At 57.7% G+C, this 15,731-nt stretch carries 10 protein-coding genes; 9 read left to right on the forward strand and 1 reads right to left on the reverse strand.

Translation table 11 applies throughout. The features are described from left to right. Nucleotides 1-5 precede the first annotated feature (5 nt). A complete protein-coding gene (locus CCALI_RS09515) occupies nucleotides 6-3,497 on the reverse strand; it encodes a family 14 glycosylhydrolase (protein ID WP_044949083.1) in 3,492 nt (1,163 codons plus the stop codon). An 829-nt stretch (nucleotides 3,498-4,326) separates the two neighbouring features. On the opposite strand from CCALI_RS09515, the gene recF reads away from it, so the two are divergent. The 9 genes from recF (at nucleotide 4,327) to CCALI_RS09560 (ending at nucleotide 15,725) form a co-directional block, all read left to right on the forward strand. Further along, nucleotides 4,327-5,646, forward strand: coding sequence for a DNA replication/repair protein RecF (gene recF / locus CCALI_RS15245; protein WP_016483272.1), 1,320 nt, complete (start codon nucleotides 4,327-4,329; stop codon nucleotides 5,644-5,646). Between the two features lie 100 nt (nucleotides 5,647-5,746). Beyond that, complete coding sequence (locus CCALI_RS15250; protein WP_081648349.1) at nucleotides 5,747-6,364, forward strand: DciA family protein; 618 nt, start codon at nucleotides 5,747-5,749, stop codon at nucleotides 6,362-6,364. After that, nucleotides 6,361-7,941 (forward strand): ComEC/Rec2 family competence protein, encoded by a 1,581-nt coding sequence (locus CCALI_RS09530; protein WP_016483274.1) that lies wholly within the window; start codon nucleotides 6,361-6,363, stop codon nucleotides 7,939-7,941. Before CCALI_RS15250 ends, CCALI_RS09530 begins: the two co-directional genes overlap by 4 nt. Before the next feature lies 1 nt (nucleotide 7,942). Then, nucleotides 7,943-8,881, forward strand: coding sequence for a ComEC/Rec2 family competence protein (locus tag CCALI_RS09535; RefSeq protein WP_016483275.1), 939 nt, complete (start codon nucleotides 7,943-7,945; stop codon nucleotides 8,879-8,881). Nucleotides 8,882-9,107: 226 nt separating this feature from the next. Continuing rightward, on the forward strand, nucleotides 9,108-11,090 hold the full coding sequence (gene dxs / locus CCALI_RS09540; RefSeq protein ID WP_016483276.1) for a 1-deoxy-D-xylulose-5-phosphate synthase: 1,983 nt from the start codon (nucleotides 9,108-9,110) through the stop codon (nucleotides 11,088-11,090). Between the two features lie 144 nt (nucleotides 11,091-11,234). Then, nucleotides 11,235-12,557, forward strand: coding sequence for a 3-deoxy-D-manno-octulosonic acid transferase (locus CCALI_RS09545; protein ID WP_016483277.1), 1,323 nt, complete (start codon nucleotides 11,235-11,237; stop codon nucleotides 12,555-12,557). Beyond that, nucleotides 12,554-13,702: a tetraacyldisaccharide 4'-kinase gene (gene lpxK, locus CCALI_RS09550; protein WP_016483278.1), complete on the forward strand. Its 1,149-nt coding sequence runs from the start codon at nucleotides 12,554-12,556 to the stop codon at nucleotides 13,700-13,702. Before CCALI_RS09545 ends, lpxK begins: the two co-directional genes overlap by 4 nt. Beyond that, on the forward strand, nucleotides 13,696-14,688 hold the full coding sequence (locus CCALI_RS09555; protein ID WP_016483279.1) for a lysophospholipid acyltransferase family protein: 993 nt from the start codon (nucleotides 13,696-13,698) through the stop codon (nucleotides 14,686-14,688). Before lpxK ends, CCALI_RS09555 begins: the two co-directional genes overlap by 7 nt. Continuing rightward, complete coding sequence (locus CCALI_RS09560; RefSeq protein ID WP_016483280.1) at nucleotides 14,688-15,725, forward strand: glycosyltransferase family 9 protein; 1,038 nt, start codon at nucleotides 14,688-14,690, stop codon at nucleotides 15,723-15,725. Before CCALI_RS09555 ends, CCALI_RS09560 begins: the two co-directional genes overlap by 1 nt. The last annotated feature ends 6 nt before the right edge of the window (nucleotides 15,726-15,731 follow it).

Below are 15,731 nucleotides of genomic sequence, written 5' to 3' on the forward strand. Positions count from 1 at the left end.
AGCGTTTAGTTTAACGGGCTGGTTTGAAGGGCAAAGGTGTAGCCAGCAACATCTGGGTCGTTAGAGAGCAGAACAAAATCGGCCCGCACGGCTAAATTGGAAGGAGCCGTAAGGGTCAGCGTATGGACTCCTGCCGTTAGATTGACCGTTCCTGCCAATCGTGTTTGGCCGTGGAGGCTATCGTCACCCACGACGGGCTGGCCATCTATCTGGATTTGGGCGGTGGCGAGTTGCTCTCCATGGAGGACACGATAGAACACCTTGTAGTTTCCCGGCACCTCAATGCGGAATCGCGTGCCGATGCTCTTCCCAGCAGCCACAAAGAGGCAGGTGGGGCCGGTGCCAGGGCTGCAATCAGGTGAAGAGCGCGGTTTCATGCCGTTCGGCTGCGTGAATCCCTCGCACTCGTAGAGAAGCTCCTGAGGCGGCGTGCCAAAATAGATGGCACCGATGCTATGCGGAGGAAGGTGCAGCGTCCACTCGTTTTGCTGCGGAACCATCACCTGGTCTTTCCACATAGCAAAATCCTCGGCGGGGATGACGACATGCTCTGTCTTCTCCTCATCGGTGGAGTTGTAGTAGAGAATTTTGTCGGGGAAGAGAGTCGCATAGACGCCGTCTTCAGTATCGTCTATGGGCAGAGCATCTTTTCGCCCAGGGTCGATCTGACTTAGGTGATAGATGGCAAAACAGACGACTTGAAGATAGCCCTTAAGGAGATCGCGGGTTGCAGGGAAGTAGATGGTTAGCCCCTTGCCATAGCGTCGCACCCAGCTCTGGGATGAGGTAGGTGAAGTAAGGTGACTAAGGTTAATATAGGAGCGAATGCGTCCAGGGGGTACTGGCGCTTTCTCTATGGCATCCTCTGGGCTCTCCGTCTCGGTACCCTCCAGCGCCATTACGCCCACCGATTCCACATGGATACCTAGAGGGCCTGGCCCGGCAGTACCCGCCGCACCCTTTGCTGGTAGAAAGGTCTGCGAGCGAAAGGTGAGACTGGCCAGAGCGATGCGATCCTGTAGGTTGTCGTCGAAAAGGTCGCTAGGCAGCAGAAAGCGATAGCGCACGTCGCCCACGGTGTCGAGGTCGCCTAGCTTCCGACCGTTCACGAAAAGCTCATGTTTAAGATCGGCGGCTTCTGGTGGAACGCTGGCATGAACCACCAACACATAGCGTTTCTGTACGTCGAGCGGTAGACGCACGGTGGCTGTTTCGCCTGTCCACCTTCGCACGATACCATCGGCGGTGTCCGGCTCGGCCCACTGCCCTTCTAAAAATCCGGCCATCTCCGGGTCTCCCACCGGAATGCGATAGGTACTGGGCAAATCGCCCAAGTAGCGCTCTCGCATATAGGCGGGCTGTAGGTCTTGAACATACCCAAACAGATCTTTAAACCAGGAGATATCGCCGTTGAAATCGGTCACTTTGCCGAAATCGTAGGCAATAAGTACTCCGCCGTTGTTTACCCACTCCTTGATCTTTTGGAGGGTCTGCGGCTGGCAGATCGTCCCTTCCCACAGGACAAGAATGCGGTAGTTGCTAAGGCAGCCGTCATCCACCATTCGATCATCCACGATATCGAAGTCGGCATAGTCTCTTAGCTCGGCGCAGGCCCGTGCGAAGGTCTCGTTGTAGCCCTCCTGAGGCCTTATCTCCTGAGCCCTGGCCGGATAAAACATCGCCACGTCAACGATGGGCCGGTCAATCTGCAGGAAGCGACCGTAGCGGTAGTAGACGTTTCGGTTGGCGTCGGAGAGCACGTTGCTTGCCCAGTCGAAGTAACCGGCGGCCCCTTGCGACGCGGCCTCATAGATGCGCTCCACCGTTTGATCGGGTGTAAGGCTTCCTGGCGTGGCCACCCACAGCGGGGCTCCGTAGAAGCGGCATGCGCTCCCTAAGCGCCCCAACTCCGTGGCCGCATTTTGCGCAAAGGGCTTTGCCCCGCCATGGTACGAAAGCACGGCGGCATTGTAGCGCGCCGCCAGTTTTGGGATGAGGCTGTTATCGTTTCCACCTCGTAGGTCCTCATCAGCAAAGCCGGCAGGCAGCAGCAGGAGGGTGTTAGGAAAGTTCTTTCGGGCGGCCTCTAGGTTCCATCGAATGGCTCGCCCCACGCTATCTCGATACCACTCGATAAAATCGAGATAGTGCTGGCGATCGAGAAAATCGGGTGGGTCGTAGAGGTCAGGAGGATAGGCGATGTCGTTGACGCTCTGGTAGTGGGTATGCCATGCCGCATTTAGAGCGCTCAGCGTATGGTACTTCTCCAGCATAGCCTTACGGAAGTCCGCTTGGGCGAGAGGATCGGCGCACCAAAAACCGAGGTGATCGTGGGCATTTCCGAAACGCTTTATCCAGTCTTCCCGCTGTTCCGGAACGCGCACTCTGCCGCCCGTAAGCAGGCCCGCCTGCCCATAATCGCCGTGGATGCCTACGCAGAGCACGTTGAGGGCGCCTGAGTTGGCTCCGGCTTCCTGAGGCTTGTTTGCCCCCCCAAACTCCTTAGCCAAAGCGGCATAGCCCTGCTCAATAAACGTCTTCCAAGAGGGGTCCCACGGCGAAAAGGCCTGCACGGGCAGGTGATGCTCCATGCACTCTATGCGAGTAAAAGGCACCTTCTCTCGATACCACGGGGGCGGAAAGGCTTCGTGCTCGAAGTAGCTCCAGTCCAAGCCAAGCCGATGGGCCGTTGTGCAGGCCTGTGCAGGCACCGTCCAGTTCCATTTGCCAGGCGCTTCCTCCTCTGTTGAGAGGTTATCCGAATTGGATTGGAACAGCGTGAAGCCGGCGTTGGCCACAAGCTTCATGTCGTCTACACCCGCCATGCTGGACATCATGGGCATACGCGCCCCAAGAGGACGTGGCGCCTGGTAGAGATCGGCCCCCTGAGGAAGCCCCTGCGTGAGATCCCAGATGCGCACGATGCGAGAGTAATCGAAAGAGAGCGCACCGTGCAGTGGCCCCCACACCCCTCCCCCCTCCGGGGCGATGACCAGAGCATGCTGCCAATTCGCGTCGTTTAACTTTAAGGAGTTCCAGGCGACCGGCGGGTGTCGGCTTACCCGCACGTTACCGTCGGAGACCAGCGTCAGCACGTTGTTGGGGCCCATCGTCACGACCAGCTTGAAAAGCAGCCCGCCCGGACCACGCTGATTTTGGCACTCTACCGCCAGCAGATTTAGTCCGGCGCGTAGGTAAGAGGTCACATCGAAGCTCCGCACGGTGGTCCAGTCATCGCCCGTGGCCACCGGCTTGCGGCTCTGATTGATGTAGGCCTCGAAGGCATCGTCCGCCGTTATGTAAAGCACCGCGGAGGAAGGTCGGCGCGGAAGACGAAAACGAAGCCGGAAAAAGAGCGTTTCCGGTGGGTGGTTGCCATCCGGACTCCATATCCAGCTCCACCCACTGGGGTTCGATTGGCCTGCAACCGGCCAGAATGTGAGAAAGAGGCCGAGCAGGAAGAGCATGGGAAAAAGGGCTCTACGAGTGCAAAACATAGCTTGGTGTTCGCCTTTCCCGCGGCAGAATCCTGCATTGAGGCGCTTTACGCCCGATCATAATCATCATCGTCCTAAAACCCAGCACTTTCGCCATAGAGATTACGGAAAAAAGCTATGGGGAGGCGCCCAAAGGCGGTTTCTAAGTATGCCTTGGGAGGGGTGAAGAGGCGTGTTCCAACGTCCGATAATAGAGTTATGGGACAGGACTCTGGGCGAACGAAAGTTTTACTCTCATTTTTAACTGAATAACAAAACTATCCACCAAAACCCAGGCAGTTTTCCACCAAAATTGGCGAGTTTTCCACCAAACTAGCAAAACTATCCACCAATAACCAGTAAACCAAAATAGGGCATAATTACCCAAAAATGAGAGAAGGATAAAAAACCGAAGTTAACAAAACGTCGTTGTACAACAAAACTATCCACCAAAACCTCAAAAAAACGTTTTCCACCAAGATTTTGAGGCCGAAGTTTTCCACCAAAAAACGGCAGTTTTCCACCAAAATCGGCAGTTTTCCACCAAGTTTTCCACCAAAAATCGGGCCTCTTGGTGGAAAACTGGGATGGAAGTGAGTTTAACTCTGTCTACATTTTTGAAGTTGAAGTAGTGTATGTTAAGATGAAATAAGTGTAAATAACGAAATTTTGAGAATACAAAGGAACAGTTTATTACAAAGTTTTCCACCAAAATGGGGCGCTATAATAATAACAATAAGATTCTTTTTATATATAATAATAGTGCCTGTTCTATAAGAGCGCGGTCGGACGATAAAAAACGGTACAAAAAAACCCTTCGCCCCAGCATTCTGCTACAATTACAGTTGCAATGCACATTCGCCGCCTGTACCTAACCGACTTTCGCAACTATGCTGAACTTGTGCTCGAGCCGACAGAGGGCATGAACATCCTCTACGGCAAGAACGCGCAAGGCAAAACCAATGTGCTCGAAGCCATCGTGCTGCTTGCCACGACGCGCTCCATGCGTGCTGGGCGCGACTCGCAGATGATACGCGCCGGCGCCGAGCGGGCCCAAATCCATGCCGAGATCGTTCGTGAGCGCGAAGGAGAGGTGGACCTGTTCCTGACCATCCTTCCAACCGACCGCAAAAGCGTTCAGATCAACCATCTCAAGCGCGAACGTGTGCTCGACCTTCTCGGTCAGTTTAACGCCGTTTTCTTTGGAGCATCGGAACTTGCCATCATTTCCGGCGAGCCCGCCGATAGGCGCCACTTTCTCAACATGGAGATATCGCAGATCAGCCCGCGCTATGTATACGATCTCGCTCACTATCGCCGGGTGTTGGAGCAGCGTAACCGTCTGCTGCGCGATCTGCGAGAGATGCGCCTGCCGCGAAAGGATTCTGGGTTGGAGGTATGGAATGAACAGCTGGTTCGCTATGGAACCTCGCTGATCCGGAGGCGGCTGTTTTACATCGAGCGCCTGACCCCCTTAGCCGCCCAGATCCACGCAGAGCTAACCGACGGCAAAGAGAAGCTCGAGCTGCGCTACCAGCCCGGAATTGACCTTACTTCCGAGGAGTTGCCGCGAACGCAAGAGTCAGGAGCCTCAACTCTAATGGCGGCTGAGGGAAAGGACGCTGGGGGTGAGGTCTCCACAGGGACGGTTTCCCCCTTTACCGTCGTGTACGATGCGGAGGAGAGCCAGCTAAGGAGCCTTTTTGAGCGCCATTTGCAGCGGGTACTCGATGAGGAGCTACGAAGAGGCACAACCCTTATCGGCCCGCAGCGCGACGATCTCGTCTTTCTGATCAACGCCGTAGATGCCCGTATCTATGCCTCGCAGGGGCAGCAGCGCACCGTGGCGCTCTCCCTAAAGCTGGCAGAGTTCTGCCTTATGGAGCGTTTCATAGGGGAGCCTCCCGTGATGCTGCTTGATGACGTGATGAGCGACCTCGACGATGTTCGGCGCCGAAGGCTCTTGAAATGGGTGCAGGGGCGATGTCAGACTTTTCTTACCTGCACCAACCTACGCAGCTTTCCAAAAGAGATTCTGCGAGAGGCCGCCGTCTTTCACGTGAGGGCGGGAACCGTCTGTTTTGAGGGATTCGGGACGCATTTCTCGAAAGAGGCGCCAGAACAACCGATACCGGAAGACGCGGCCGTCTTAAAAAAAGAGCCGCGGTAGGCAGCTTGGCACCGTTTCTAGCATAAGAAGACACTGTAGAGAAAGGAGAGGCGCGACCCCTTTGTGCGGTTAAGGCCGGTGGTTTCGCGTGAATTTTGCTATGAGGCGACCTGATAAGCCAGACGATCCGCTCATCCCTTTACTGAAAGGGGGCCCTTTGGCCGAGGCGCTTATGCAGGCCATCGCCCCTCTAGAAAGCGCGCCGCTCATTCGGCAGAGCCTCGCTTTGGTCTGTTGGCCACGCGTCGCGGGAGAGCAGGCGGCCAAAGCCTCCCGCGCAGAGATGATCCGTAACGGCGTGCTTTTTGTGCGTACGCGCAGCTCCACCTGGTCACAAGAGTTGGCTCTGCACAAACACAAGCTGCTTCAAAAGCTGGCCCGACTTCTCGGCCCTGGAGTCGTCACGGATATCGTGTTCCGCGCTCAGGGAGTAGATGGAGAAGACCCCTCCTTCCCTGAGGAAGAGGAGCCGACCGCGGAGGAGCTGCGCAAAGTCGTTTTAACCGATGAGGAACAGGAGCTTCTCAAAGCGCGCCTCGCTTCCCTAGCGAGCATCTCGAATGCGCGCGTTCGCCAGGCGATAGCGCACCGGCTCGAAATGGAAGCGCGGCTCTACCACTGGCGTTTAGAGCGCGGTTGGAAAGCCTGCAAAAAGTGCCAAGTGCTCCATAAAACGCCCTACGCGCTCTGCCCCCTTTGTAGATTGGAGGAGTCGTGAGGCCACGCCCCATCGGCTGGATTACAGTGGGCTTCGCCGCCGGAGCGGGAATAGGCCTTCTATGGCCTCTAAATGCCCTTTTCACGGCCTTTATCGCGTTTTTGGTACTTGATTGCTGCCTTTTCTTTTGGCGGCGCTCTGCGGGCGTTCTAGCGGCTTTTATGGCCCTCGCTTTCCTTCTGGGAGGTCTTCGCGCCCACATTGCCTCAAGGCAAACGCCCTCCCCTTGGCCCGATGGCGGCCTTGTAACTCTTCAAGGAACGCTCCAAACCGATCCGGAACTGCTGCTCACGGCCAGCCATTTTCGGCTTCTGCGGGCCGACATGCACGTTGAGCGATGGCTGGATGGCCCGCATAGCTCGATACCTCTCTCTCAAGATATTCGAGTCTATCTGCCGGCCCCTCCGAACATCGCCGCTTCTCCCCTTTACGGCGATCGCATCGAGGTGCACGGCAAGATCGCTCCCTCCATGCCGCTGCGCGATCCGGGCAGCCCAGCCTGTTGTTCCGATGAGGGCTCCGACTCGCGTTTGGTGCTCATCGCGCGAGGCGACTTCGCATGGAGACGGCTTCCCTCGCGCCCTCTTCAAGCGCCTTTTCAACGGGCGGCTCTCTTCCTGCAGAGGCGCGCTCTCGCTGCATTCAGGGGCTATCTGCCCGGCACTGAGGTGGGGCTGCTCAGCGCGCTACTCTTTGGAAACCGCCAAGGTCTTGCGCCGGAGCTGGCCTCATCTTTCGATCGCACAGGCGCTACCTATCTGCTGGCAACAGCGGGGTTGCACGTGGGGATGTTCACGCTGCTGCTTCTTTGGATGGCTCAAAGAGTGGTGGGGATGCCGCGCAAAATGGCGCTACTGCTCACCGTGTGCGCCCTCGGCCTGTTCGTGGTTATGGCGGGCGGACGCCCCGCGGTGCTTCGTGCCGCCACCATGCTTGGGTTGTACCTCATGGCCCCTCTCTTTGAACGGGAGCCGGACTTCACGGGAGCTCTTTGTGCTTCGGCTTTGCTGTTGCTCCTTTGGAACCCCCAGATGCTGCTCACTCCGGGTTTTCAGCTCTCCTACGCGGTGGTCATCACTATTGCGCTCCTTGCACCCGTCATCGAGTACCCTCTCAGACACCTGCTTCAGAACCGCCTACACAAAACCTCCATCGAGCGCCTCCTCATCCCCTTAGGGCGTTTCCTTTACACCACTCTCTTCCTCTCGCTCGCAGCCCAGATCGGCGCCGCTCCTCTGGTGGCCTATCACTTCCATACGCTTTCCGTTACGGCGCCCATGGCCAACTTTTGCCTGCTGCTCGTCGCGCTGCCGCTACTGTTTTTAGGGTATGCGGCCGTTTTGGTCGCTGCCGTCCACCCGCTGTTGGCTCATCCCCTTCTGCTTTGCATCTCGATCGGGCTGAAAGCCCTCATCGGGTTATCGGCGCTTTTCTCAAAACCCCTTTGGGCTGAACTCTCCGTAGGCTCACCCCCAATCGGCCTTATCGTGTTGCTCTATGGGCTTCTCTTGATAGGCCTACTTTTCCTCAGGCACACCATGCCCTTACACCAGTTGCCCATCGAGGAGGAGTTTTAAGATGCGCGCCTCCTCTAAGGTAATCATCCGCCGCTTTGCTATCTCTATCGCCATCCGAACCTACCTGCTCCTGCTGGTTCTCCTGTTGGGCATTAGCCTCATTTTGCTTGGTTGGAGCGCCCTCGCGCGGCAGGGTGAAAAGGGGCTCCGCGTCTATTTTCTGGATGTAGGGCAGGGCGATGCTGCCGTCCTCGCTACACCCAGCGGCCGAATTTTCGTCGTAGACACCGGCCGAGATAACCAGGAGACCGGTGAGGATATGGGGCGCGAGGTGGTGATCCCTTTCTTTCACGTCGAAGGGTTTACCCATATAGACGCCCTGATTCTCACGCATCCCCATGCCGACCACATCGGAGGGGCTGCCACGCTTCTCGAAAACCTTCCTTGCGATGCCCTCGTAGATAACGGGCAAAGCGAAAACTCCGTGGAAGAGGCGGCCTACCTGGCCGCTGCATACCGCCGTCATGTCCCACGCATAACGCCGCTTCCTGGGGAGCAGATAGATTGCGGCGATGGAGTAACGCTGCATTTTCTAGCGCCAACCTCTGCCGAGCGCTCCGGCCCCCCAAACAACGCCAGCGTGGTGGTGCGTGTGGACTATGGCCGGACACATTTTCTACTGATGGGCGATGCCGAGGCGCCAGAGGAGGCGACTTTGCTCTCCGAGGGGCAGAGCCTGGCCTGTGATGTGCTGAAGGTGGGACATCACGGCAGCGACACCTCCACAACTCCCCGTTTTCTACAGGCTGTGCATCCAAAGTTCGCCGTGATCTCGGTGGGAGCGCACAATCTCTACGGCCATCCTTCCCCGCTCGTAATAGAGAGATTAAGACAGACAGGCGTAAAAATCTATCGAACCGATCGGAACGGTGCCATAGAGGCCCTCTCCGATGGAAACGAAGTTCGCATGGTTTTGCTCTGCAGCCGTGCCTCACATTGACACCGGAAAGACAAAAGGGTAGAATCATCGTTTGTACTCTAGCATGTTGTCGAAGCTACCTGTTGTCGGTGCCTTCCTCTTGTTGCGTTTTCCAAAGCTCCGCTCGTACAATAAGGGGATAGGTGCACGACACGTTGTGTGAATCGTGTATACTTAGAAAAATCTGTCGGTTCTCTAAGGCGAGAGTGTCGGCTCCTAGGTTCGGGGGCCGCGAGGAATAAACACTATGTACGAGATTCTTTCTCAAATAAAAAGCCCTGATGACCTCAAAACGCTTTCGCGTGACCAACTCAAACAGGTCGCTCGCGAGTTGCGTCAGGCCATTGTAGATCATCTTTCGCAAACGGGAGGCCACTTTGCTTCCGATCTAGGCGCGGTGGAGCTTATTCTCGCGCTGCACACGGTGTACTCCGTTCCCAAAGATAAGATCATTTGGGACACAGGGCACCAGTGCTATGCCCATAAGATGCTGACGGGGCGCCTTGAACGCTTCAGCACGTTGCGCCAATACGGGGGCATTAGCGGCTTTCTCCGGCGTGAGGAGAGTGAGTACGATCTGTTCGGCGCGGGGCATGCCGGAACCAGCATCTCGGCGGCCTATGGCTTTGCAGTTGCTCGTGATTTTGCCGGAAAGAGCAACGAAGAGCATGTGCTGGCCGTTATTGGCGACGCGGCCATGACGGCAGGCCTCGCGCTAGAGGGGCTGCATAATGCGGGCCACAGTGGGCGAAACTTTGTGGTCGTGCTCAACGACAACGAGATGTCCATCGCCGAAAGCGTGGGAGCGCTGGCCAAATACCTAGCTAAACTGCGCGTGACACCGCTCTATCAGAGCCTGGAGAGCCGGACACGTGGACTGCTCAAGCGTATTGACAAAACCCCTGGGCAAGTCGTTTTCCGAGCGGCCGGTTCCGTGTTGAAGCACAACCTAACCCATCTCGTCTCCACCGAGAACTCCGGTGTTCTGTTCGAACAGCTAGGCTATCAGTACATCGGCCCGGTGGATGGTCACGACCTCGATCTGCTGATAGACCTCTTCACGGCCATTAAGAGCATCAAAGGGCCCGTGTTTGTGCATCTGCTCACCGTGAAGGGCAAGGGATACGAAAAGGCCGAAGAGGATGCCCGCAAATGGCACGCCGTAACTCCACCTATGTTTAAGGAGACGGCAGAAGGCACCGCAGCAAGCAGCAAATCGAGCGGCCAATCGTGGACGAGCTACTTTAGCAAAACGATTCTTGAGCTGGCCGCTGAAGACCCCAAGATCGTCGCGATAACCGCCGCCATGCCGGATGGCACGGGGCTAACGCCGTTCAGCAAACAGTTCCCCGATCGCTATTTCGACACGGCCATCGCGGAGCAGCATGCGGTCTGTTTTGCGGCTGGGCTGGCTGCCGAAGGCATGAAGCCTATCACGGCCATCTACTCCACCTTCCTTCAACGCGCCTACGATATGATCCTTCACGATGTCGCCATCCAGAACCTGCCCGTTCTCTTCTGCCTCGATCGCGCTGGGCTGGTGGGCGACGACGGCCCAACCCATCATGGTGTCTTCGACATCGCCTACATGCGCCCCATTCCCAACATGGCGCTCTTGGCGCCGAAAGATGGGCCGGAGCTGGTGCAGATGCTGCGGTATATGGTGCAGGAGCATGTGGTGGGGCCTCATGCGGGGCCTATCGCTGTGCGCTATCCGCGCGGGAATGCGCCCTCCGTGGAATGGCCCGTGGAAAGCGCACCCATCGAATACGGAAAGTCCGAGGTGTTGCTTGACGGCGGCGACATCGCCCTGTTTGCCTACGGCAATATGGTGGTGCCGGCCTTCGAGGCCGCAAAGACGCTGCGAGCGGAGGGAATAGACGCGGCGCTTATTAATCTACGATGGGCAAAGCCGCTGGATGCGGAGACCATCCTAACCTACGCGAAGAAGACGCGGTGCATGCTCGTGATGGAGGAAGGGGTGGTACATGGTGGCGTTGGATCGGCCATCCTGGAGCTGTTGGCGGAAGCCGGCGTAACGGATGTGAGGGTAAAGCTTTTCGGGGTACCCGATAAGTTTATTGAACACGGCGCCATACCTATCCTCCATCAGCTCTGCATGCTAACCGCCCACGACTTTGCCGCAGCTGCCCGCGATCTATTGGGCAAACCGCAGCCTGAACCTGTGGCCGTCGCTCGAGAGGCCCGCCACGAGTCGCTCACGGCCTAAAGGCTGTCTTGGCAAATTCGGGGGTAGGCGCTAGCGCCCTACCAAAAGAGGGCAAAAGAAGGGAGTGGCCCATGTCCGCAAAAGGCTTTGCGCTGAAGGAAAGCGGGCAAGGAACGAGGTGTTTGCAGGGGAGGAAGGGGCGGATTGAACAACGAGAACGCGGCCTACTATCGTTACAACCTGTTGCTTGCTGCCACCTCACCCCTTCTAACCCTCTTCTTGGCGCAGCGTTTCCTCTCCGGGAAATCGCGCCCTGGCTGGTCTGAACGTTGGGGGCACCTGCCCTCTTTCGACTCTCTCTCTCCAAACCGCATCTGGGTTCACGCGGTATCGGCCGGCGAGGTGGTGGCGAGTCTACCGATTCTGCGCGCGTTAAAATCGAGCTTTCCCGACCACGCTCTGTTTCTCAGCGTTATCACGCCGGCTGGCCATGAGGTGGCCGTAAAGCAGGCTGCGGCGTGGCTTGAAGGGCTCTTCTATGCCCCCTTCGATCTGCCCTGGGTGGTAAAACGCGTCGTCCGAACGCTGCGTCCCCAGCTCTACGTCAGCTTGGAGAGCGAGCTCTGGCCCAATCTCCTTCATATGCTAAAGCGCCACGGGGTCAACACCGCCCTCGTCAACGGCCGGATAACCCCACGAAGCTTTGAACGCGCGCGCCGCTTCGCTCCCGGCCTTTTTCGGTGGATGCTTGGCAATGTAGACCTTCTCCTCATGCAATCTCAAGCCGATGCGGAGAGGGTCGCTGTCTTGGGCGGAGCGCCGGTCGAAGGACGTATACACGTGGTGGGCAACACGAAGTTCGACCAAGAGCTGCACCCTCTGGACAGGGCGCGACGGGAACAGATGAAGGCCGAATTGCGATTACCGTTAGAGGCCCCGGTTTTGGTGGCTGGCAGCACGCGAAGCGCGAATGAAGAGAGAATCGTTGTGCAGGCTTTTCTCCAGATGAGACGGCGCCTGCCCTCCCTCTGTCTAATCGTAGCGCCACGCCAGCTGAGCCGCGTGGAGGAGACCTTGCAGATTCTCCGCCAGGCAAACCTAAACCCCGCACGACGCACATCCCCTCAAGCCTCTGTAACCGACTGTCTCGTGCTCGATACGATGGGCGAACTGGCGGATGTCTACGCGGTCGCGGATGTGACCTTCCTGGGCAACACATTTCCTCCAGTCGTTCAGGGTGGGGGGCAGAACATTTTGCAGCCGCTGGCGCACGGCAAGCCGGTTCTCCATGGGCCTCACTACGCCACTATCCGAGCCGAGGTGACATTGGCGCAAGAGGCCGGTGTGGCTTTTCCTGTGGCAAATGCTGAGGAGCTGGCCGCTAAGGCGCTGCAGCTTTTAGGAGACAAGTGTCTCCTTGAAAAGCTCGCTCACCGCGCCCAATCGCTGATCCAAGCCAATCGTGGGGCCTCCCAAAGATGTATCGAAGCCCTTGCCCCTCTGTTAAAAGCGGGAGCCTTGCGATGACAAAAGAGAAACGACCCACAGCCACAAAGTCTCTCGAAGCCTATATGCTCTCCGTTATACGGGGGCGGCGTGGGGTTGTGCCGCTTCTTTTGAGGGGCTTTCTGCTTTTGCTGGCGCTGCTCCATCGGGTAGGCCTCGAGCTGTATCTCCTTATCTACCAAGTAGGCCTGCGGCGGCGCACCCGCCTGCCACGGCCGGTGATCAGCGTCGGCAACATCACCGCGGGTGGCACGGGAAAAACGCCCACCGTCCACACGCTCTGCCGTCTGTTGAAGGAGGAGGGGCTGCAGCCCGCCGTGCTCAGCAGAGGCTATCGAGGGAGATTCGAGCACGGCAGCGCCATCGTTTCGGATGGACAAAAGATTCGTCTGAGCGTTCAAGAGGCCGGCGATGAAGCCTATCTACTCGCCCGTAATCTCCCCGGCGTGCCGGTGGTTGTGGGCAAAGATCGGCGTGTGACGGGAGCATTATCCATCGGCCAGTTTCAACCCGACGTTTTGGTGCTTGACGATGGAATGCAGTTTTGGCAGCTTCATCGTGACGTCGAAATTGTGCTGGTAAATGCGCTCAACCCCTTTGACAACGGCTGGATCTTCCCCCGCGGCCTGTTAAGGGAGCCGCCTTCTCACCTCCGCCGTGCCCACATCATTTTGCTAACCAATGCCGGGCGCCTGACGGTCGCGGCTTTGGAAGCCCTTCGAGCCCGCATCCGCCGCCTCGCGCCGGGAAAGCCCATCTTCACCGCAGACCCTGTTCCCGGCCAACTGCGTTTTCTTGCCGACCAGGTCTACGTGCCGGCGCAGTGGCTCGCTGGGCGGCGTGTGGTGGCCGTTTCCGCTATCGCCGACCCAACGCTTTTTGAAAGCATGATCGGCGAGCTTGGCGGTATACTGGCAGCTAGCTTTCGTTTTCGCGATCATCATGTGTATACTCCTAAGGAGATCGAACAGGTGATGGAGAAGGCATGTACCGTGAATGCCGAGGCCGTTATTACCACGGAGAAAGACGCGGTGAAGCTGATGCCCCTGCGCTCTGCACGGCCTTTGGCCGCTTTGCAGGTAAGCATGCACATTGATGCAGAGCACGAGTTTATGACGGAAGTCCTCAAAGCTGTGGAGGAGGCACAGGCGGATAGGCGATGGTGAACCCCGAGGCCGTTCTCTCTCCACTGCCCCTGAAGAAGCGCCTTACTCGCCTGGCAGGACGTGTGGGGTTGCCAACGGTTGTGGGCCTTTTTCGCCTGCTTCCCTTGCCGGCTGCTAGATGGGTAGGACGTAGCATAGGGCTCCTTCTCTACGGCGTTTTGAAGCGCTATCGGAACACCGCGCACAAGAACCTGGCGCTCGTCTACCCTGACCTGCCCAAACGAGAGCGGCATCGCATGGCGCGCGCCGTTTTTCTGCATTTCGGCATGGCCGTGGCCGAGTTCGTAAAGTTGCCTCAGCTTGACCGCTCCACCGTAGACCAGATGGCTGTTGTTGAGGGAGAGGAGCATCTACAACAAGCCTTGGCAAAGCAGCGCGGCGCCTTCATCATTACCGGGCACTTCGGTAATTGGGAGTTTTTAGCGCGATGGCTGGCCACCCATAACTACCCCCTCAACGTCATCGCACGGCGATCGGAAGACCCTGAAACGGAGAAGCTGCTTACCAACACACGGCTTCAAAACGGGGCACACGTGTTTCAACGCGGAGAGGCTGTACGACCGGTGTTGCAGTCGCTGCGAAAAAATGAGCTAGTGGGCATTCTTCCCGACCAGAATGCGGGCGACATTGTGGTGCCCTTTTTCGGGCTGCCCACAGGCACAACGGACGGCCCGGCCGTCCTCCACCTCCACACCAAAGCGCCTCTTGTCTTTAGCTGGTGTACGCGACGTGAAGATGGGCGTTTTCATATTCTGTTTGAGCCCCCGGTGGCCTACGAGCCAACCGGCGATCGCGCTGCCGACGTCTTGGCCATCATGACCCTAGTAAACCGGCACTTGGAAGGCCAGATCCGCAAGAACCCCACACAGTGGCTCTGGCTGCACGATCGGTGGCGTGCCTCTCCGTGGGTTTTTGAACGGCAGGAGGGAGCGCTTCAACAGGCCGATTCCACGGCTGCAGAACACCTTGCAGAGGGGAAGAGGTGATGTCGGTCTCTCCGGTGGTAGATATGCAGAGCGTGGAGCGCCTGCTGGTCATTAAAATGAGCGCCCTCGGCGACGTGGCAAGAACGGTGCCAACGGTAGATGCCATTCGCAGAGCGTACCCGCATGTGAAGATAGGTTGGGTGGTGCGCAACGGGTTGGCCGATCTCCTCATGGGCAATCCCTCCATAGATGAGCTGTTCATCGCCCCTCGCGGAATAAAGGCCATTATGGCCATGTGGCAGCCCATTAGGCGGTTTCGACCGGATGTCACCTTGGATATGCAGGGGCTCTTCATCAGCGGCTGTTTGGCGCGTCTTTCGGGGGCTCCTCGGCGATTTACTTGGGAGAGCGGGCGCGAGTTCAGCGGCCTCTTAACGGGGAACCCCATCGTTGCCGCACCCGACCACCTCAATGCGGTGGAATGCCTTTTCAACTTCGCGCGGCTTTTAGGTGTGGAGCGTCTGCCGGAAGAGCCACCGGCCTACCTCACCCGCGATCCGGCCCTTGTGGCGAGGGCGGAAGAGCTTTTGGAGGGAGCGCCCCCTCCACGAATCGGCATGCATATAGGCGCCTCGGTGCCCAATAAAACATGGCCACCCTCCCACTGGGCAAGCCTGGCCGATCGGTTTCTAGAGGCCGGCTTCAGCGTGATCCTCTTTGGAGGCAGGGCCGAAGAGGCCGCCGATAAGGAGATCCGAGGTCAGATGAAGGGGCGGCCTCTCTCTCTGGTAGGGTGCACCACACCGCGCGAACTGGCCGCCACCATCAGCCGCTGCAACCTGTTTCTCGGAGGCGATACCGGTGCCACCCATATCGCTAGCCTAGTAGGGACGCCGATCGTCGCCCTCATGGGGCCTACCGACCCAAAGCGCTTCGGGCCTTACGGCGCCCAAAATATCACTCTGCATCTAGGCCTCTCTTGTAGCCCGTGCTATCGTCACCCTACGTGTAAAGGACGCTACTACTGTATGCGCAACATGGAACCGGATTGGGTCTATCGGGTTTGTAGAGAACGTTTGAAGCTTTTTGGGTACTAGGGATAG

Source organism: Chthonomonas calidirosea T49 (assembly GCF_000427095.1).
GTDB classification, from domain to species: domain Bacteria; phylum Armatimonadota; class Chthonomonadetes; order Chthonomonadales; family Chthonomonadaceae; genus Chthonomonas; species Chthonomonas calidirosea.